An 18,798-nucleotide genomic window follows, 5' to 3' on the forward strand; every position below is an offset into this window, starting at 1 on the left:
CCGTTTTTTAGAATCCTGATGATATGTATGCTCGCAAGCAGTCTTGCGCATGCCGGCACGAACCCGGCCGAGGGTTGCCTCCGTGCATTGGATGAAGACGATGCCGATGCAGCCTTGACTCAGGCAGGGCAGGGCCTGGCAAAACAACAGGGGCAGCGCGACCTCTTGCTGTGCAAAGGCAGGGCGGAATTGGCCCTGGGACGCGGCGAAGATGCTGTCAAGAGCTTCACTGCCGCCGAGGCGCAGGCAACCACGGCGCATGAGCGCGTGGTGACCTATTTACTCAAGGGCAACGCCTACAATGCATTGGAGCAGTACGCACAAGCGCAATCCAGTTATGAAGCGGCGCTGGCGCTCGCCACACAGGAAAAAAACCAGAAGTTCCAGGCCATCTCACACTTGCTGGCAGGCGAGGCCCTGGTGCAGCGGGCATCGTTGCCGCAAGCGCAACAACATTATGAAGCAGCCCTCCAGCTTGCTGCCAATAACAACGAGCGTGCCGATGCCAACGAGCATCTTGCCCAGCTCAAAGCCAAGCAGGGGCTTTATGACGATGCCATCGCATACCAGGTCAAGGCCCTGGTCATGCAGGCGAGCGACGGTAGTTTCGATGCCTATGCGAATGCCGGGCTGGAGCTCGGCTCGCTTTACATCAATGCCAAGGATTTCAACAATGCCGAGAAAAACCTCAACAGGATCATAGGCAAGGCAAAAGAAGCCGGCGACGGCTACTGGGCAGCCAAGGGCTATTATTACCTGGGACTGAATTTCATCGCTGCCGGGCAGGCCGGCAAGGCGAAGGAGGCGTTGGAGCAGGCGCTCGAAATCGGCGAGGCCATAGGCGCAGAAAAGTTGACGGCGGAAGTGAACTTGCAATTGCAAAACTTATCACAGCGTTAATGCCAGCTCCGCCTGTCCCAGGCCCATGCAATGGCGCATCCGCTTGAAAGGTCGCCCATGTTGATAGGCAAGCCATCCGATATCGTAGCTTCCGAGATTACTCCCGCCCGCCTGTTCAGACAGAGGCGCGAACTCATCAAGGCCGCGGGCCTGGGCGCCATGATGGCGTTGGGCGGCTGGAGCAGTCTCGGTTTTGCAGCACAGGAAAAGGGTCAAGGACGCCGACCTGCCATCAAGAGCTACAAGAAAACCGCCTACGGACAGGAAGAAAAGCTGACTTCCTACCGGGACATCACCACATACAATAATTTTTACGAATTCGGCACCAGCAAGGAGCAGCCGGCAGAAAACGCCGGCCAGCTCAAGACTTCGCCCTGGACTATTTCAATCGAGGGAGAAATCCTCAAGCCGCGCAAATTGGGAGTAGAGGAACTCATGAAGCTTGCTCCCCTGGAAGAGCGTATCTACCGCATGCGTTGCGTGGAGGGCTGGTCGATGGTAATCCCTTGGGTGGGCATACCGCTTGCGCGCTTGGTCAGCCTGGCTCAGCCTACCGCTAATGCGAAATTCATCGAATTCATTTCTCTGGCCGATGAGGCCGTCATGCCCGGCGTTCGCGCCCCGATCCTTGATTGGCCTTACCTTGAAGCCCTGCGCCTGGACGAAGCCATGCATGAGCTTGCCATTCTCGCCGTCGGGTTGTACGGAGAAGTGCTTCCCGCTCAAAACGGGGCCCCGGTCCGCCTGGTTGTCCCGTGGAAATACGGCTTCAAGGGAGGCAAGTCCATCGTGCGCATCAGGTTCGTGGAAAAGATGCCGCAAACCACCTGGATGCGCGCAGCGCCAAGGGAATACGGCTTCTATGCCAACGTGAATCCCAGTGTCGACCATCCGCGTTGGTCGCAGGCCAATGAGCGCCGTATCGGCAGCAGCCTGTTCGCGAAACGGATACCGACGCTGATGTTCAACGGCTATGCCGAACAGGTTGCCCATCTGTACAGCGGTATGGATCTGCGCAAGCATTTCTAGGCATGATTCCTGTTTAAGCATGACTCCTGGCAAAACCGCCGTCGCTTGGATCAAGCGCAGCATATTCATCTTGGCATTGCTGCCTCTGGCGAGGTTGTTATGGCTGGGATTCACGGACCGGCTGGGCGCAAACCCGGTTGAGTTCATTGAACACTCCACGGGAACATGGGCCTTGGTCGGCCTATTGCTCAGCCTTGCGGTCACTCCGTTGCGCCTGCTGTCGGGCTGGGGATGGCTGCTCTCCTTGCGCCGCATGCTCGGGTTGTTCATGTTCTTCTACGGCTGCCTGCATTTCATGGCTTATCTGTGGCTGGACCATTGGTTCGACTGGCCAGAGATAGCCAAGGACATTCTCAAGCATCCCTATGTGCTGGTTGGTTTCCTTGCCTTGATATTGAGTGTTCCGCTTGCCGCGACATCCAACGACGCCATGATGCGCAAGCTGGGAAAACGCTGGAAAACATTGCATGCCCTCAGTTACCCGGTTGCCGTCCTGGCGGTATTGCATTACCTCTGGCTGGTCAAGCAGGATATTTCCCAACCCGTGACGTATGCGTTGATTTTGCTGGGCTTGTTATCAATTCGGATAGCTTATAGGCTGAGGAATAAATTTAAATTAATTAATAATCAATCAACTAGATAATTATCCTATCGTTCAATGTTAAGTGAAAAGGGTTATTTGTTTGCGGCCAATCCGCATTTACGAGAAAATACCCGACCTATCCTGGACGGCCGGGCATTACCGCTCTGGTTCAAAAGGCCTTGCTCATAGAAAACCTGTTCAAGGCCTTTTTATAAGTACGCATGGCTCTAGGACGCGTCCGGTCAAGGCGTAGTCCGCAGGTATGCTCATTGCCTTGCCAAGGACTGCAACACAGAGCGGACGCGTGTTGGAGCCATGCCCTTCGGGTTGTCTCGGTAGCGCAGCCGCTGTGGCGTTGCAAATCCTCGCCGTGCAATGAGCACGTTGACAATCCGCATACGCGTGGTTTGCGCCTTGCTTGGCTCCCTTGACAGGTCAACGTATCTCATAAAAAGGCCTTGAACAGGTTCTAGGGTCATTAATAAATAAACAAGGAGTGTGCTTATGCAACAGCAGATTGATATTTTTCTCACATCACTCAATGAATTCTGGAGTCAGGTAGCCTATTTCTTTCCCAAGCTGCTGGCGGTGATCGTCATCCTGGCTTTCGGCTGGGTTTGTGCCAAGGTGGCATGCCTGGGCGTCAAGCGCATCCTCGAGCTGGCCCAATTCGACAAGTTTGCCGATCGCTCCGGCCTGGAAGCGTTTCTCAAGCATGGCGATTTCGACCTGACCCTGAGCGGCGTCATCAGCCAAGTGATCTATTGGCTTGTGATCCTGTTGTTCGTCATCACTGGAGCCAATACGCTCGGACTCACCGAAGTCGCCCACATGCTGAACAACTTGGCAAACTACCTGCCCAAGATCATTGTCGCCATCCTGGTATTGATTTTCGGTACCTTGCTGGCACGGTTCGTCAACCGCCTGGTATTCGCATGGTTGCATGGCATGAAATATGACGGCGCGCTCAAGATCAGCACCACCGTCGAGTATGGCATCCAGATATTCGCCTTGTTCGTTGCCCTGGAACAACTTGATATCGGTACACAGTTATTGACTGCATTGTTTGTGATCGTGTTCGGCGCTATCTTCCTTGCGCTTGCCATCGCGTTCGGCCTGGGAGGGAAGGACAGGGCCGCGCGCCTGATCGAGGAAATGCAATCCAAGCGTAAATAACGCACGCTTGCTTGTTGCAGCTTCTCAGGGCCGCTTTTGCGGCCCTGGGCGTTTCCAGCTGTAGGAAACTGCCTACATCATAATCAGCCATTACTTATCCGCTGGGCTGCATTGTTGTTTTAGCATGCAATGGCAGTCAGTTAGTTATTTTTGGGAGAATGATATGGCACTTGGTACGGTTAAGTGGTTTAACGATGCAAAAGGTTTCGGGTTTATTTCCCCGGACGAAGGCGGCGACGATTTGTTCGCGCATTTTTCCGAAATTCAGGCGAACGGATATAAGAGCCTGAAGGAAAATGACAGGGTGCAATTCGAAGTGACTCAGACAGCGAAAGGTAAGCAGGCTTCCAATATCCAAAAGGCCTGATATCCAGACATCTAAATAAGGGCCGGTCCAGATCGGCCCTTTGTTTTAATCGCTATATTCTCAAGCTCCATCCCATCCCGTGACATGTCTAAGCAGTCTTGCCACGCCCGATTGTCCCGCTTTTTTCCTGACATTATGTTTTATAGTCACCTATGCTAGAATCTCTAGCTAATATTCATGTCCAATTCTTACCCAGCAATGGGTAAGATTGCAGCGAATGCTGGCGTAAAACTGGAGTTATGGTTTTGCAATTTTTTAATTTTCAATAAGTTGGCTCGCGCGACCGCTGTATTGTCGGCATGGTGCGCCAGGCCAAACAACTCGATTTAAGGAACACAGCAATGCAAGCAACCGTTGAGACCATCAGCAATCTTGAGCGCAGGATGACGGTTTCCGTACCAGTACAGCCGCTGGAATCAGAAGTAAATGAGCGTATCAACCGCTTGGCTCGTACTGCCAAGCTGCCGGGCTTCCGCCCGGGCAAGGTGCCATTGAATATTGTGCGTCAACAATACGGTGCGCAAGTGCGCAACGAAGTGCTTTCCGATGCGGTAGAGCGCAGCTTCAACGATGCTGTCGAGCAAAACAAGCTACGCGTGGCCGGATACCCCAACATCGAGCACAAGCCTTATGCCGAGGCAGATCAACAGATCGAGTACATCGCGACTTTTGAAGTTTTCCCCGAAGTGAAGATAGGCGACCTCTCCAAGGTGAAGATCGAGCGTCCTGCGCTCGAAGTGGGCGAAGCCGAAGTCAAGAAAACCATAGACGTATTGCTGCGCCAGCGCGCCACATTCGAGCCAGTCAAGCGCGCCTCCAAAAAAGGCGACAAGATCAACATCAGCCTGATCGCCTCCATTGACGGCCAGGAAGTAGAGCGTACCGATGAGAACGGCCTCGACCTGATCATCGGCGAAGGCGGACGATTCCCGGCATTCGAGAGCGAACTGTCCGGCAACAAGGCAGGCAGTAACAAGGTATTTGAAATTGCCTATCCGGAAGACCATAGGCCCGAGCAACTCGCAGGCAAAACCGTCAGTTACGATGTCACCTTCAATTCGGTCGAACAGGCGAAATTGCCTGAATTCGATGCCGACTTCGCCCGCAGTCTGGGCGTGGAAGATGGCGACGTGGAAAAGATGCGCGAGGAAATCACCGCCAGCCTGAAGCAGGAAGTGGAAAAGCGCGTGCGCGCCAAGCTCAAGGAACAAGCATTTCAGGCCCTGCTGGAGAGCACTGCGCTGGAAGTGCCCAAGGCATTCGTCAATGCGGAAATCGGCCGCCTGATCCAGAGCACGCAAAACAACCTCAAGCAGCGCGGCGTCGACCTGGCCAACGTCAACCTCGAGCCTGCATTGTTTGAAGAGCAAGCCAAGCGGAATGCAAGCCTGCGCCTCATCCTTTCCGAGCTGGTCAACAGGGAGAACCTGCAGGCGAATGCCGACCAGGTCCGCAACATGGTCAATGTCTTCGCGCAAAGCTTCGAGCGTCCTGACGACGTAGTGACCTGGTACTACGCCGATACCAAGCGCCTGGACGAACCCGCAGCGCTGGCCACTGAAGACAATGTGGTGGAATGGGTGTTGAAGTCCGCCAAAGTCACAGACAAGAAAGTCAAGTTCGACGACCTGATGGGAAATAGCTAATGATTCATTATCCTGCAACTGCGCAGAGCCAGTTTGAGGCACAAGGCCTGGGGTATATCCCCATGGTCATCGAGCAGAGCGGCCGCGGCGAGCGCTCCTATGACATTTATTCCCGCCTGCTCAAGGAGCGCATCATTTTCCTGGTTGGCCCGGTCAATGATGCCACCGCCAATCTGGTGGTCGCCCAGCTTTTGTTCCTGGAAGCGGAAAACCCGGACAAGGATATCTACTTCTATATCAATTCCCCAGGCGGCTCGGTAACGGCAGGCATGGGCATTTATGACACCATGCAGTTCATCAAGCCGGATGTCAGCACCTTGTGCGTAGGCCAGGCGGCCAGCATGGGCGCCTTGTTGTTGGCGGCAGGCGCGCAGGGCAAGCGCTTCTGCCTGCCCAATTCGCGCGTCATGATTCACCAGCCGCTGGGCGGCTTCCAGGGCCAGGCGTCCGATATCGAGATCCATGCCAAGGAAATCCTGTTCCTGCGCGAGAAGCTCAACTATATCCTGGCCAGCCACACGGGCCAGCCTGTCGAGAAAATCGCCCAGGATACCGACCGCGACAATTTCATGAGCGCCGAGCAATCGGTGGCGTACGGCTTGGTGGATAAGTTGATTGCCAGCCGGGCAGATGCTGCATAACATAGTAGGCAAACTTTAGTTTATTTTTAGGATAGTTTGATGACGACAAAAGCCGAGGGCGAAAAGTTACTTTATTGCTCGTTTTGCGGCAAAAGCCAGCACGAAGTGCGCAAGCTGATCGCCGGCCCGTCCGTTTTTATCTGCGATGAGTGCGTTGACTTGTGTAACGATATCATTCGTGAAGAAATTCAGGATGAAGACGGCCTCAAGCCGAAGAGCGGCAAATTGCCGACTCCTAAGGAAATTTGCGCCATTCTCGACCAGTACGTGATTGGGCAGACGCAGGCCAAGAAAAACCTGTCGGTGGCAGTCTACAATCACTACAAGCGCCTGGAGCAGGGCGGCCAGAAGGATGACGTCGAGATCGCCAAGAGCAATATCCTGGTGATCGGGCCCACGGGTTCGGGCAAGACCTTGCTGGCGCAAACCTTGGCGCGGTTGCTGGATGTGCCTTTCGTCATGGCCGATGCCACTACGCTGACTGAGGCCGGCTATGTCGGCGAAGATGTCGAGAACATCATGCAGAAGCTGCTGCAGAAGTGCGATTACGACGTAGAGAAAGCACAGCGCGGCATCGTATACATTGATGAAATCGACAAGATCTCGCGCAAGTCCGACAATCCGTCCATTACCCGCGACGTATCGGGCGAGGGCGTGCAGCAAGCCTTGCTCAAGCTGATCGAGGGTACGGTGGCCTCTGTGCCGCCGCAGGGTGGCCGCAAGCATCCCAACCAGGAGTTCGTCCAGCTCGACACCACCAACATCCTGTTTATCTGCGGCGGGGCATTCGACGGCCTGGACAAGGTCATCCGCCGCCGTTCCGAGAAGGGCGGCATCGGCTTCGGTGCGGAAGTGAAGAGCAAGGAGGATGCGCGCGCGATCGGCGAGGTATTGAGGGATGTCGAGCCCGAGGACCTGATCAAGTTTGGCCTGATTCCGGAATTCGTGGGCCGTCTGCCTGCCGTCGCCACGCTGGAGTCCCTGGACGAGGCCGCCTTGGTCACGATCCTGGTCGAACCCAAGAACGCGTTGACCAAGCAATACACCAAGCTCTTCAAGATGGAAGGCGTCGATCTCGAGTTCCGGGAAGCAGCGCTCCACCTGATCGCGAAGAAAGCGCTGGAACGCAAGACGGGTGCTCGTGGTCTACGTTCTATCATGGAGCATGCCTTGCTGGAAATCATGTACGATCTGCCCTCCATTCCCAACCTGCGCAAGGTAGTCGTGGACGAAGGCGTGATCAAGGGTGATTCCCCGCCTATCCTGATTTATGCAGACGAGCCCAGGCTCGAGACTGCAAGTTAAACTCGGATCAAAAGGCTGCTCTGCAGCCTTTTTTATGTGAAAATCCAAGCACGGGCACTTGAAGTGACGGTGCTTGTCCCCATTGATGTATAAAGCGGTCGGCATGTTGCCTTGCTGCTGACAACATTGAAAGTTTCCTCATGACAGAACAAACATTACCGGTTTTCTCCCCAGAATCTGGCTTGCTACCATTGTTGCCGCTGCGCGATGTGGTGGTATACCCGCATCTTGTCATCCCATTGTTTGTTGGCCGCGAAAAATCGGTAAAGGCATTGGAGCTTGCCTCGGAGCAAGACAAGCAAATTCTGTTGGTGGCACAGAAGTCCCCTAACAAGGACGAGCCTGATGCCGAGGATCTTTACGAGGTCGGCACAGTAGCGACAGTGTTGCAGATGCTCAAGTTGCCTGATGGCACAGTGAAAGTGCTGGTCGAGGGCCTGCACAGGGTAAAGGTGCTGGAATTCGTCGAAACCCAGGAATGCTTTGCCGCCCGCACGGAGAAAATCGAAAGCCCGGCAGGCGACGACAGCCAGACGCAGGCCTTGATGCGCACCGTATTCACGCAGTTTGACCAATACGTCAAGCTGAACAAGAAAATCCCGCCTGAAATCCTGACTTCGCTTGCCACCATCGACGATGCGGGCCGTCTTGCCGACACCATTACCGCCCACCTGACATTGAAGCTCGAGGAAAAGCAGAAGATACTGGAGATGTTCAGCGTGTCCGAGCGCCTCGAGCATTTGCTGAGCCTGCTTGAATCCGAAATCGACATCCTGCAGGTAGAAAAGCGCATCCGCGGCCGCGTGAAGCGCCAGATGGAGAAAAGCCAGCGCGAGTACTACCTGAATGAGCAGGTGAAGGCCATCCAGAAGGAGCTGGGCGAGCAGGACGAAAATGCCGACATCGAAGAGCTGGAAAAGCGCATCGCCGATGCGCGCATGCCCAAAGACGCGCTGACCAAGGCCAATTCCGAGCTCAAGAAGCTCAAGATGATGTCGCCGATGTCGGCTGAAGCTACCGTGGTGCGCAACTACATTGAAACCCTGGTCGGCCTGCCATGGAAGAAAAAGACCAAGATCAGCCGCGACCTCGGCATTGCCGAGGATATCCTGGACGCCGACCATTACGGCCTGGAAAAGGTCAAGGAGCGCATTGTGGAGTATCTCGCCGTGCAACAGCGCGTAGACAAGCTGAAGGCGCCCATCTTGTGCCTGGTCGGACCTCCCGGCGTGGGCAAGACCTCTTTGGGGCAAAGCATCGCCAAGGCCGTGAACCGCAAGTTCGTGCGGGTTGCGTTGGGCGGCGTGCGCGATGAATCCGAGATCCGCGGCCATCGCCGTACTTATATCGGCTCCATGCCCGGCAAGATTTTGCAAAGCATGACCAAGGTAGGGGTCAAGAATCCGTTGTTCCTGCTCGATGAAGTCGACAAGATGGGCCAGGATTTCCGCGGCGACCCATCCTCTGCGCTGCTGGAGGTACTGGACCCTGAGCAAAACCATACTTTCGTCGACCATTATGTCGAGGTGGAATACGACCTGTCGGACGTCATGTTCGTCGCGACGGCGAATTCCCTGAACATCCCTGGTCCGTTGCTTGATCGTATGGAAGTCATCCGCGTGGCCGGTTATACCGAGGATGAGAAGGTCAATATTGCGATGCGCTATCTATTGCCCAAGCAATTGCAGACCCATGGCCTGAAGGAAAGCGAGATCAGCATTTCCGAAGCGACGATCCGCGATGTTGTCAGGTTCTACACCCGCGAGGCCGGAGTGCGTAGCCTCGACCGAGAAATCTCCAAGATCTGCCGTAAGGTGGTCAAGGAAATCCTGACTTCCAAGCCCAAGACTGGCACAGCCGCCCGCAAGGTAACCGTCACCCCGAAGAACCTGGAAAAATACCTGGGCGTGCAACGATTCGACTATGGCGTGGCTGCGAAGGAAAACCAGGTCGGCCAGGTGACAGGCCTGGCGTGGACCGAGGTAGGAGGGGAGCTGTTGACGATCGAGTCCGTCCTGCTTCCAGGCAAGGGCAAGGTCATTACTACCGGCAAACTGGGCGAAGTGATGCAAGAGTCCATCCAGGCCGCGATGAGTGTCGTGCGTAGCCGGGCCAAGCGTTTGGGCTTCTCCGAAGACTTCTACGAAAAGAATGACATTCACATCCACTTGCCTGAGGGCGCCACGCCCAAAGATGGCCCGAGTGCCGGTATTGCCATCTCGACAGCGCTGGTATCGGTATTGAGCAATATACCGGTGCGCTCAGATGTAGCGATGACCGGGGAAATCACATTGCGCGGCGAGGTGCTGCCGATTGGCGGCTTGAAGGAGAAGCTCCTGGCCGCGCACCGTGGCGGAATCAAGACCGTGCTGATCCCGGAGCAGAACGTCAAGGATTTGGGCGATATTCCTGCCAACATCAAGAACCACCTTGATATTCACCCGGTGAAGTGGATTGACGAGGTGTTGCAGCTGGCGCTTGAGCACATGCCGGAATCAGCCGATGCCGAGGTGCCTGTGGCAGAAGTCAAACCCAAAGGCAAAACCAGCAAACCATCCCCTGTGACGAAACATTGAGGCTGGGTATTTTTAGAGCCTGTTTGCAATCTCTATGATAGGGTACGCATAGCTCCGACACGCGGCCGAAAGGCGCAGTCCACAGGTAATGCTCATTGCCTGCCAAGGGCTGCAACGCCGAACGGGTGCTGTTGGAGCTATGTTGTCTTTAGTTGCCCCGGCAGCGCGGCAACTGCTGCGTTGTAATCCTCGCCGGACGAACCCGGTGACAATCCGCATGCGTGCGGTTTGCGTCTTGCTTCTACTACTCTGCCGCGACAACGTACCTCATAAAAATATTATAAACAGGCTCTTAGCGCGGGAAAGGCTTGACATAGCCTTTTTCCGCTTGATATAAAGCAGGGCACAGGGTCTTTTCGCACCTGTTCTTAAACAATGTCGAAAGGGGATTTACATGGCAAACAAGTCTGAACTGATTGAGCAAATTGCTAAATCTGCTGGTCTATCCAAAGCTGCTGCTGGTCGTGCTTTAGATGCTACAACTGCTGCAATTACCAAGTCTTTGAAAAAGGGTGAGCTCGTTACCCTGATCGGCTTCGGTACCTTTTATGTTGGTAAACGTGCCGCACGCAACGGCCGCAATCCCCGCACTGGCGCCACAATTAAGATCAAGGCTGCCAATTCTCCCAAATTTAGGGCTGGCAAAGCGCTCAAAGATGCTGTAAACTAGCGGTCTTCGTTGGTTGAGACGGGTGCTTAGCTCAGTTGGTAGAGCGTCGCCCTTACAAGGCGAATGTCGGCGGTTCGACCCCGTCAGCACCCACCATCAATCATCGTAAAAGTCGTTGGTTTTGGAGAAAGCAACGCGAAGTCAAGGAGCGGTAGTTCAGTTGGTTAGAATACCGGCCTGTCACGCCGGGGGTCGCGGGTTCGAGCCCCGTCCGCTCCGCCAAGAAAAAGCGAACCGTCCGGTTCGCTTTTTTGTTTTCAGCATGCCGTTTCCTCGATAGTCAAATTTTCCTCCCGCTTCCTCATTACCTGGACTAGGCATGTCTTGCGTTCAGCATGTGTGGTATATTCAAGAGTTAGGTTTACAAGTCGGTCTTGGTTCGGGCTGATTATTTCAAAGATTGAAAATAAAGAAGGCATATTGTTATGTTGGAAGCAATTCGTGATCGTTCCAAAGGATGGCTGGCCAAAGTCATCCTAGCTGCCATTACCATCCCGTTTGCATTGGTCGGCGTTGATAGTTATCTGCGCGATGCAGGCTCAGGTGTCGCTGTTGCCAAGGTCGGGGGGGAATCCATTACCGCGCAAGAATACAGCAACGCCTTGCAAAACCTGCGTAACCGCCTGCAAAGCGAGGGCAAGGTCGACCAAGCCGTGATCGATGGCCCTGAACTGAAGCAAGCCGTGATCGACCATCTTGTCGAAGGCAAATTGCTGGCCAATGAGATCAAGCGGGCAAAGTTCGTCGTCAGCGACGAGCAGCTTTCCAACTACATTACCCAGGAAGAGTCATTCCACCAGGATGGCAAATTCTCGCAAGAGCTATACGACCAGTTCCTGGCGGAACGCCGCCGTACGCCTTCGCAGTTTGAAAACGAGGTCCGCGGCGACCTGCTGACGATGCAGGCGCGGGAAGGCCTGTCCGCCTTGGCCTTCGTGCCCAACGGCGTTGCCAACAATGCGATCAAGATCGAGCACCAGTCGCGGGAAGTCAGCATCGCCGAATTCAAGACCGCGGACTACATTTCCCAGGTCAAGGTCACTGAGGAAGAAATCAATGCCTATTACAAGGAGCACCAGGACAAGTTCAAGGTGCCGGAACAGGTCAAGCTTGAGTTCGTTCTGTTGTCCGCGAATGCATTGATTCCTAGCCAACAGGTGACAGAAGAGGAGGCCCGGGAATATTACGCCCAGAATGCGGCACAGTTCCAGGGCGACGAACAGCGTCGCGCCAGCCATATCCTCATCGGTTTTGGCGTTAGCCCCACTCCGGAGGCAAAGCAGAAGGCCAAAGAAAAGGCACAGGAAGTGCTAGCCCTGGTGAAAAAAGACCCCGAACAGTTCGAGCAGCTGGCCCACCAATATTCGCAAGACCCGGGCTCCAAGGACAAGGGCGGCGACCTCGGCCTGTTCGGCCCTGGCGCCATGGTCAAGCCTTTCGAGGATGCGGTGTTCTCGATGAAGCCGGGCACCATCAGCGACCTGGTCGAAACCGATTTTGGCTACCATATCATCAAGCTGACCGAAATCCACGGCAGCGGCCAGTCGTTTGAAAACGCACAAGGCCAGATCCGTGCGGAACTGATGTACCAGAAAGCCCTGGCTAAGTTCTCCGAACAAGCCGAGAACTTCAGCAATATGGTATACGAGCAGGCGGACAGCCTGGAGCCTGTTGCCAAGGAGTTCGGCTTGCAGGTCCAGACCAGCGGCTGGCTGAGCCGCGATGACGGCGCAAAGTTCTTCAAGAACGACAAGTTGATGAACTTCGTGTTCAGTGACGAAGTGTTGAAGGACAAGCGCAATACCGAAGCGGTCGAGATTTCGCCCAATAACCTGATTTCAGCCAGGGTCGCAGAGCATAAGCCTGCCGCCGCCCGTTCTTTTGAGGAAGTGAAGGCTGGTATCGAAGACTTCCTGAAGCAAGAGAAAGCGGCCAAGCTGGCTCGTGAAAAAGGTGAAGCTGCGCTTGCCGATTTGCGTGCAGGCAAGGCCGCTGCCCTCAACTGGACAGAGCCGGTGACCGTGGATCGCCGCAATCCGCAAAGCCTGACCGATTTATCGGTATCCACCGCGTTCAAGGCGGATACTGTCAAGCTGCCAGCCTATAACGGCGTGGCAGACCGCAACGGCTACCTCCTAACCAAGGTTACCTCTGTCAAGTTTGCAGTGGATAGCGATGAAGAGCAGCGTGCTGCGAAGGCGCAGTTGCAGGCGGCACTAGCTGCGGAGTATAGGCATGCCTATATCAGCTCCTTGAAACAAAAGAGCAAGGTCACGGTGAACAGCCAGTTGCTTAATTCCGATCAAGTCAATCCTTGATCCGGACTGGAAATGAAAAAAGCCCCGTTAGGGGCTTTTTTCATGATATCAAACGAACCGTCAGATACGGCCTGTCAGCAGCAAAATAATCAAGATCAGGACAATCAGCCCCAAACCGCCGCTAGGGCCATAGCCCCATCCCTTGCTGTAACCCCAACTGGGCAGTGCCCCGATAAGCAGAAGAACCAAAATAACCAACAAAATGGTAGAAACAGGCATATATTCTCCTCCGGTTGATTTAATACATTATTGAGGACGGTCTGCGACCGCGTTCTGCCGGGCTGGATGCCAGCAGAGTGTCATGAATGTAACAGCGGTACGGTTGAGGGCATTATCCGGCTGCCGCCTAAACCGCTGTCGGCGGTATCTGACACTATTCGCGCGAAAATAAGCGGCCACTGTTGACACGGGGGCGCCCGCTTGTCAGTTTAGTTGTTTTCTTTCAGGAAGAACCCCTCGGGGGGCGGCGCGATCTTCTCGCCCTGTCCATCTTCATCTTCGTCGATGATTTCAGGCTGGACATCAGGTTCGTCAGGCTCCACCGGAGTATAAGGCCTCTCAGGGTCGGGCTTGATGGGCTTGCCGTTGTCATGCGGGTTGGAAGCCTCTTTCAACGACTTGATCGCTTCTTCCTCATTGCCTTTGTCCTCGGAGTTTTGCAGCTTGTTACCAGCATGATGGTGCGCATCCTCTACGGCATTCATCAGAGTTTGGTGATGGAAACGGCTTTTCATCAGATCGCCCCTATTTCATGATTGTGATGGATTCACTATAGGCCGGGCGGCGTCCTGCGCAACATCAGCCAAGCACGCATACTGTTGTAAGAAACTGATACAACTGGATTATTCAGGCATCAGGTCGACAGCGAGCGCCGCCCAGGACAGCCTGGAAAACAAGTCACTAACGACAATTTGCCCGGCATAGATGTGGTACGAAAGCCCGGAAACGATGTTGTAGGCCTCTGTGTTGAGTTTTGCAGGAAGATGGACAACGGTGTCTTGCCAAACTTCTGCGGGAATGGCCAATTGTTGCCGCTCTTTCATGAGGGGGGCCGTCAGCCTCGGTACCACCACGATCAGCGACTTGTGGTCATCAGTCCGCATGAAGGCCAGGATATGGGCGGCACGCGAGCCGCTCACCTCCAATGGCCGGTAATCGCTGCAGTTGAACAGCGCGGCATGCTGCTTGCGGAATTGCAACAACTGTTGAATGATGTGCTGTTTGATGCTGCCATTCCGCCAATTGGCGATTTTCTCGTCCAAATCCGTTTGTGCCAAGAGCTGTTCCCTAGGCTCATATTCCACCGCAGAGCGGTTGTCCGGATCCAGTAAGCTGAAGTCCCAGAGGTCCGTCCCCTGGTAAAGGTCTGGGATGCCTGGTGTGGTCAGGCGCAATACTGTTTGGGACAAGCTGTTGGCGGCGCCAGCCGCGGAGATTTCCTGTACGAAAGAATACACGGACTGGAGGAAGGGCAGGCTTTGTTCGGGGTCGAGGATATTGAACAGCAAGTTGCTGCATGCATTCTCATATTCCTCGTTCGCCTGCATCCAGCCCGAAAGGCGTTTGGCTTCGCGTATGCTCTTGATCAGCCATTGGTTGAGGCGCTCGGCATATGCTTTCAGCCCTTCGCGGTCATCGATCTGCAGATAGTATGGCCAGGCCCCGGCGAGAATCTGGTACAGCATGATTTCATGCTGGGGACGAGGCGCACTGTAACTGACAGCGAGGTTTTCCTCAGGAAAGATATTCTGGTGGAAGCGCGCGTTCAGGACAAGCCATTCCTGTAGCAGCGATTCCCACCGCTGCGGCACCTGGCTCACGGCGGCAATGCGCATGCGCGTATCCTCGCCACGTTTGTGGTCATGCGTGGCCGTAGCCAGCATGGTGACCGGGAAGCGCTTGTGGCGCTGGATGCAGGCTTGGTGGAAATCTTCGGTGGAAAGCGAGAACATGTCCGGATTGCTGCCGACCTCATTACGGGACAATAAGCGCCCGAATCGGTAGAACGCGGTATCCTCCATGGATTTCGCACATAACGCAGGCATGAGCTGCTGAAAACGGGTAATGGCGCGTTGCGAGAGGTCTGAAAGCGGACTGCCAGGATCGGCAATGACCAGTTCCGCGCTTAGCCAGCCCAGCACGATGTCCACCAAGGCCTTATCCACCTGGCCAAGAGTGCGGCGCGCCTGTTGGGCCGTTTGCTCGAACAGCTCTCGGTCTATCTGGTCCGGGCCGTTGTTGCCCACGTAGCTGCGGTAGACGGGGAAGTGCGCCAGGATTTCCGTGAGCACCCGCTTGATGGCTGCGAGGGAGTAATCCCTCGTGCGGATCTCGGCACGCGCAATACGGTGTATGGCAGCGGCTGTGCCATTGAATTCACCGACCAGGTTTTCCGATAACAGTTGATAGCGGGCGCTGCGCACATGGCGGGCAAAGTCGTATTGATCACCGGTATATTTCTGCCAGCAGTCAGTCAGCGGCCTCGCTCCGCGCGGGTCATGCAGGACGGCGCTTACCTGGTCCATGAATTCGTAGCCGGTCGTGCCGTCAAGGCGCCAGTCGCTGCGCAGCCATTCCCCTGGCGCGAGGATTTTTTCGGCGATGATGTAGGGCGGTTGCTGCAAGTGCTTAGGCCTATGCTTGGTCAAGCGCTGCAGGCGCTGCCGTAACTTGTTGCAATACTCCTGGGGGTGGGCCAGGCCGTCTATGTGGTCAAGCCGCACGCCATCCACCAGCCCTTCGCGATACAGGCTGAACAGGAGCGAGTGCGTGGCCTCGAACACCTCGTCCAGCTCGACCCGGACGCCGGCCAGCTCGCTGATTTCAAAGAACCTGCGCCAATTGATCTCGTCCGCTGCATTGACCCACCACGTGAGGCGGTAGTGCTGCCGCTCCAGCAATGCATGGAGCTGCAGGCGGTGCTCGCTGTCGGCTTGGTTATAGTAGGCCAAGGCCGAATCGAGCGCGGCGTTGCCCGGCGGCGTGGCGGCCAACGCCTGCAGCATTTGCCTGGCTTGTGCCACCTTTTTCTCCAGTGCATGGTAAGGCTGCTGCCGGTCTAGCGCCTCCAAGTGGCTTATCAATGGCCGCAACAGTTTACTGTCGGCCTGTCGCAGGATGGCCGTATAGTCGAACAGAGAAACCGGAAACTGGTTGTCGAAATAGGCCACCACGATTTGTCCTGTGTCCGGAACATGGGCCAGCCGCAGCTCACCCTTATTGAGCACATCGCCATAAGGGTCTCCAAGAAAGGGGGCCAGCACCTTGTTATGCAGCGCCGGGTCGTTGGAATGCCAGTCGATGTCGAACCACGAAGCGTAAGGGCTGGCCTGGCCCCATTCGAACACATGCTGCCACCATGGGTTTTCCGCTCCTCCCACCCCCATGTGGTTGGGCACGATATCCATGATCAGGCCCATGCCAGTACTGCGCAAACCCTCGACCAAGCGCCTGAATCCTGGTTCGCCTCCCAGCTTGGCATCGATCTGGGTCGGGTCGACAATATCGTAACCATGGGTGGAGCTGCTGCGGGCCGTCAAGAGAGGGGACGCGTAAATATGGCTGACGCCCAGCTTGGTAAAGTAGGGGATGCGCGCCAATGCGTCCTCGAACGTGAAGCCTTGGTGGAACTGCAGGCGGATGGTGGCGGTGATGTCTGTTCTAGGCATGGCCTGGATGCTCCAGGCAGGCGAAGATGCTGTAGGCAGGCATTTCCCCAGCCTTCAGGGCGGCGTGCGCATTGCCGTGGTCCAGCAATACCTGCGCCGGGCCTGATACCAGCTGGTCGAGGTGCTGGGCGGCAGGGTCCGCGCCCAGGTTGGCGGCGACGGTCAGCATGTCGCCATTTTCCAGCTGCCATTGGGCATTGACGGCATAAGGCCCGAAAGCGGCATATCGCAGCGCGCGACACAAGCGCAAGTGCGGCAACAGGTACTGGTGGCGTAGTTGCAACAAATGCGTGATCCATTCGCGCCATGCGGTTTGCGCCTCGGTCTGGCCATCCCGGGGAATGGATTGCTCGAAGCTGGATTCCGCATTGGGATCGGGAATGCGGTCTGCAAGCGAGGTGTCCTGGAACTGGGGGAAGGCGGCAAACTCGGCTCTGCGGCCTTCCCGTACCGCGTTGACCAGGTCGGGGTCGCCGTGGCTGGTAAAGTAGAGGAAGGGTTCCGTCGCGCCGAATTCCTCCCCCATGAACAGCAGCGGCACCTGGGGACTCAGCAGCAACAGGGCGGTAGCCGCCTTGAGCGCCGGTTCCGGGACCAGCGTGACCAGCCGCTCGCCGAAGGCGCGGTTGCCGATCTGGTCGTGGTTCTGCAGGAACATGACGAAGCTGGATGGCAGCATCCCGCTGCTGGGTTCGCCCCGCGGCGTGTTGTGGCGATGCGCCGAGATTTCTCCTTGGTAGATGAAGCCTTCCCCCAGGCAGCGCGCCAGTTGCTCGATGGTGTTGTCCGCATAGTCGGAGTAATAGCCGCCGGTTTCGCCGGTCAGCAATACATGCAGGGCATGGTGGCCGTCGTCGTTCCATTGGGCGTCATAGCCGTTCTGCAGCAGCGTGACCGAGTTGTGGTCGTTTTCGACGATCAAGTGGATGGGGCGCTTGCCATGGAACTCGGTGCGTATGCGTCCGGCAATATTCACTAGGAACGCCGGGTCCCAGATGGCATGGCAGGCATCGAAGCGCAAGCCGTCGAACTGGAACTCCTCCAGCCAGTAGAGCGCGTTCTCGCCATAGAACTCGATGACCTCCTGCTGGGCGAAATCGATGGCGTCCCCCCATGGCGTCTGGTGCTCGTGGCAAAAGAACTGGGGAGCGTAATGGAACAGGTAGTTCCCCTCCGGGCCGAAATGGTTGTATACCACGTCGAGGTAAACACTCAGGCCCAGGCCGTGGGCATCATCCACCAAGGCCTTCAACTGGTCAGGCGAACCATAGCTGAACTGCGGAGCGAACTGCAATACGCCGTCGTATCCCCAATTACGGCCGCCGGGGAAGCTGGCAATCGGCATCAGCTCGATCGCGGTGAACCCCATGGCGGCCAACCGGGGCAATTCCGAGCGCAAGCCCTCGAATCCCCCCATGCAGCCGACGTGGGCTTCATACACGATCGACTCGTGCCATAACCTGCCTGCCCAGTCATCATGGCGCCAAACGTAGGATTGCGGGTCCACCACCAGGCTGTCGCCGTGCACGCTCTCGGCCTGCGCGCGCGACCAGGGGTCGGGCACGGCGAGCTCATGGCCTTGCTTGTTGAGGATGCGGTAGCGGTAGCGGTTGCCTGCATCCGCGGCAATTTCATTGCTGAACCAGCCTGCCTTGGAGTCGGCCGCCATTTCATGCTCTTGCTGCGCGCGCGGCTCGTCGTCCGCCTGCGGCCCAGATAGAACGACCCAAACTTTTTCCGCATTCGGCGCCCATATCCTGAACATGACCTTTCCAGGCTGCACGATATGCGCACCGGCAGGCAGCGAGCGGCAATGCGTGTTTCCTCCCTGAGGGGCATGCGGCTTGGCGTCCTGCTTGTCATCAATGTGCAGTTGTAAAGTCATTGTCTCGTATCCTTAAGGGTGAAGTGAGAGGGGT

General features: G+C 56.0%; 15 protein-coding genes and 2 tRNA genes. 13 read left to right on the forward strand and 4 right to left on the reverse strand.

What is annotated here, in order from left to right; genetic code table 11:
- Positions 1–27 precede the first annotated feature (27 nt).
- The 13 genes from ACWXTG_RS03275 (at position 28) to ACWXTG_RS03335 (ending at position 13,211) form a co-directional block, all read left to right on the forward strand.
- Positions 28–900, forward strand: coding sequence for a hypothetical protein (locus ACWXTG_RS03275; RefSeq protein WP_480220677.1), 873 nt, complete (start codon positions 28–30; stop codon positions 898–900).
- Positions 901–957: 57 nt separating this feature from the next.
- Positions 958–1,929, forward strand: coding sequence for a protein-methionine-sulfoxide reductase catalytic subunit MsrP (msrP, locus tag ACWXTG_RS03280; protein ID WP_480221202.1), 972 nt, complete (start codon positions 958–960; stop codon positions 1,927–1,929).
- Positions 1,930–1,948: 19 nt separating this feature from the next.
- Entirely contained in the window at positions 1,949–2,572 is a 624-nt protein-coding gene (locus ACWXTG_RS03285; protein ID WP_480220678.1) for a protein-methionine-sulfoxide reductase heme-binding subunit MsrQ, read from the forward strand.
- Positions 2,573–3,016: 444 nt separating this feature from the next.
- Complete coding sequence (locus ACWXTG_RS03290; protein ID WP_309565238.1) at positions 3,017–3,688, forward strand: mechanosensitive ion channel family protein; 672 nt, start codon at positions 3,017–3,019, stop codon at positions 3,686–3,688.
- 163 nt (positions 3,689–3,851) lie between these two features.
- The gene (locus tag ACWXTG_RS03295) at positions 3,852–4,055 is read left to right on the forward strand and encodes a cold-shock protein (protein ID WP_309565239.1); all 204 of its coding nucleotides are present in this window, start codon (positions 3,852–3,854) and stop codon (positions 4,053–4,055) included.
- A gap of 341 nt (positions 4,056–4,396) precedes the next feature.
- Positions 4,397–5,701, forward strand: coding sequence for a trigger factor (gene tig / locus ACWXTG_RS03300; protein ID WP_480220679.1), 1,305 nt, complete (start codon positions 4,397–4,399; stop codon positions 5,699–5,701).
- Positions 5,701–6,342: an ATP-dependent Clp endopeptidase proteolytic subunit ClpP gene (gene clpP, locus ACWXTG_RS03305; protein ID WP_309565241.1), complete on the forward strand. Its 642-nt coding sequence runs from the start codon at positions 5,701–5,703 to the stop codon at positions 6,340–6,342. Before tig ends, clpP begins: the two co-directional genes overlap by 1 nt.
- A gap of 39 nt (positions 6,343–6,381) precedes the next feature.
- Positions 6,382–7,647, forward strand: coding sequence for an ATP-dependent Clp protease ATP-binding subunit ClpX (gene clpX / locus ACWXTG_RS03310; protein WP_309565242.1), 1,266 nt, complete (start codon positions 6,382–6,384; stop codon positions 7,645–7,647).
- A gap of 140 nt (positions 7,648–7,787) precedes the next feature.
- Positions 7,788–10,223 (forward strand): endopeptidase La, encoded by a 2,436-nt coding sequence (gene lon, locus ACWXTG_RS03315; RefSeq protein WP_309565243.1) that lies wholly within the window; start codon positions 7,788–7,790, stop codon positions 10,221–10,223.
- 394 nt (positions 10,224–10,617) lie between these two features.
- Positions 10,618–10,893 (forward strand): HU family DNA-binding protein, encoded by a 276-nt coding sequence (locus tag ACWXTG_RS03320; RefSeq protein WP_011479634.1) that lies wholly within the window; start codon positions 10,618–10,620, stop codon positions 10,891–10,893.
- A gap of 20 nt (positions 10,894–10,913) precedes the next feature.
- Positions 10,914–10,989, forward strand: a tRNA-Val gene (locus ACWXTG_RS03325).
- Between the two features lie 49 nt (positions 10,990–11,038).
- A tRNA-Asp gene (locus ACWXTG_RS03330) sits at positions 11,039–11,115 on the forward strand.
- Between the two features lie 203 nt (positions 11,116–11,318).
- Positions 11,319–13,211, forward strand: a complete 1,893-nt coding sequence (locus ACWXTG_RS03335) for a SurA N-terminal domain-containing protein (protein ID WP_309565244.1) — start codon at positions 11,319–11,321, stop codon at positions 13,209–13,211.
- 60 nt (positions 13,212–13,271) lie between these two features.
- On the opposite strand, the gene ACWXTG_RS03340 is transcribed toward ACWXTG_RS03335, so the two are convergent.
- The 4 genes from ACWXTG_RS03340 to treZ form a co-directional block, all read right to left on the reverse strand.
- Entirely contained in the window at positions 13,272–13,430 is a 159-nt protein-coding gene (locus ACWXTG_RS03340) for a DUF3309 family protein (protein ID WP_309565245.1), read from the reverse strand.
- Positions 13,431–13,639: 209 nt separating this feature from the next.
- Positions 13,640–13,915, reverse strand: coding sequence for a hypothetical protein (locus ACWXTG_RS03345; RefSeq protein WP_480220680.1), 276 nt, complete (start codon positions 13,913–13,915; stop codon positions 13,640–13,642).
- Between the two features lie 138 nt (positions 13,916–14,053).
- Positions 14,054–16,879, reverse strand: coding sequence for a malto-oligosyltrehalose synthase (gene treY, locus ACWXTG_RS03350; RefSeq protein WP_480220681.1), 2,826 nt, complete (start codon positions 16,877–16,879; stop codon positions 14,054–14,056).
- Positions 16,872–18,764: a malto-oligosyltrehalose trehalohydrolase gene (gene treZ / locus ACWXTG_RS03355; protein ID WP_480220682.1), complete on the reverse strand. Its 1,893-nt coding sequence runs from the start codon at positions 18,762–18,764 to the stop codon at positions 16,872–16,874. Before treZ ends, treY begins: the two co-directional genes overlap by 8 nt.
- Positions 18,765–18,798: the final 34 nt, after the last annotated feature.

It is taken from the genome of Methylobacillus sp. DLP286, from assembly GCF_056636515.1.

Bases quoted from the DNA above. Each gene is read 5' to 3' on its own strand.
- treY (WP_480220681.1), bottom strand. From the start codon at position 16,879: ATGCCTAGAACAGACATCACCGCCACCATCCGCCTGCAGTTCCACCAA.
- ACWXTG_RS03340 (WP_309565245.1), bottom strand. From the start codon at position 13,430: ATGCCTGTTTCTACCATTTTGTTGGTTATTTTGGTTCTTCTGCTTATC.
- ACWXTG_RS03290 (WP_309565238.1), top strand. From the start codon at position 3,017: ATGCAACAGCAGATTGATATTTTTCTCACATCACTCAATGAATTCTGG.
- ACWXTG_RS03275 (WP_480220677.1), top strand. From the start codon at position 28: ATGCTCGCAAGCAGTCTTGCGCATGCCGGCACGAACCCGGCCGAGGGT.
- tig (WP_480220679.1), top strand. From the start codon at position 4,397: ATGCAAGCAACCGTTGAGACCATCAGCAATCTTGAGCGCAGGATGACG.
- ACWXTG_RS03320 (WP_011479634.1), top strand. From the start codon at position 10,618: ATGGCAAACAAGTCTGAACTGATTGAGCAAATTGCTAAATCTGCTGGT.
- ACWXTG_RS03345 (WP_480220680.1), bottom strand. From the start codon at position 13,915: ATGAATGCCGTAGAGGATGCGCACCATCATGCTGGTAACAAGCTGCAA.
- ACWXTG_RS03335 (WP_309565244.1), top strand. From the start codon at position 11,319: ATGTTGGAAGCAATTCGTGATCGTTCCAAAGGATGGCTGGCCAAAGTC.
- ACWXTG_RS03285 (WP_480220678.1), top strand. From the start codon at position 1,949: ATGACTCCTGGCAAAACCGCCGTCGCTTGGATCAAGCGCAGCATATTC.
- msrP (WP_480221202.1), top strand. From the start codon at position 958: ATGTTGATAGGCAAGCCATCCGATATCGTAGCTTCCGAGATTACTCCC.
- treZ (WP_480220682.1), bottom strand. From the start codon at position 18,764: ATGACTTTACAACTGCACATTGATGACAAGCAGGACGCCAAGCCGCAT.
- lon (WP_309565243.1), top strand. From the start codon at position 7,788: ATGACAGAACAAACATTACCGGTTTTCTCCCCAGAATCTGGCTTGCTA.
- clpX (WP_309565242.1), top strand. From the start codon at position 6,382: ATGACGACAAAAGCCGAGGGCGAAAAGTTACTTTATTGCTCGTTTTGC.
- clpP (WP_309565241.1), top strand. From the start codon at position 5,701: ATGATTCATTATCCTGCAACTGCGCAGAGCCAGTTTGAGGCACAAGGC.
- ACWXTG_RS03295 (WP_309565239.1), top strand. From the start codon at position 3,852: ATGGCACTTGGTACGGTTAAGTGGTTTAACGATGCAAAAGGTTTCGGG.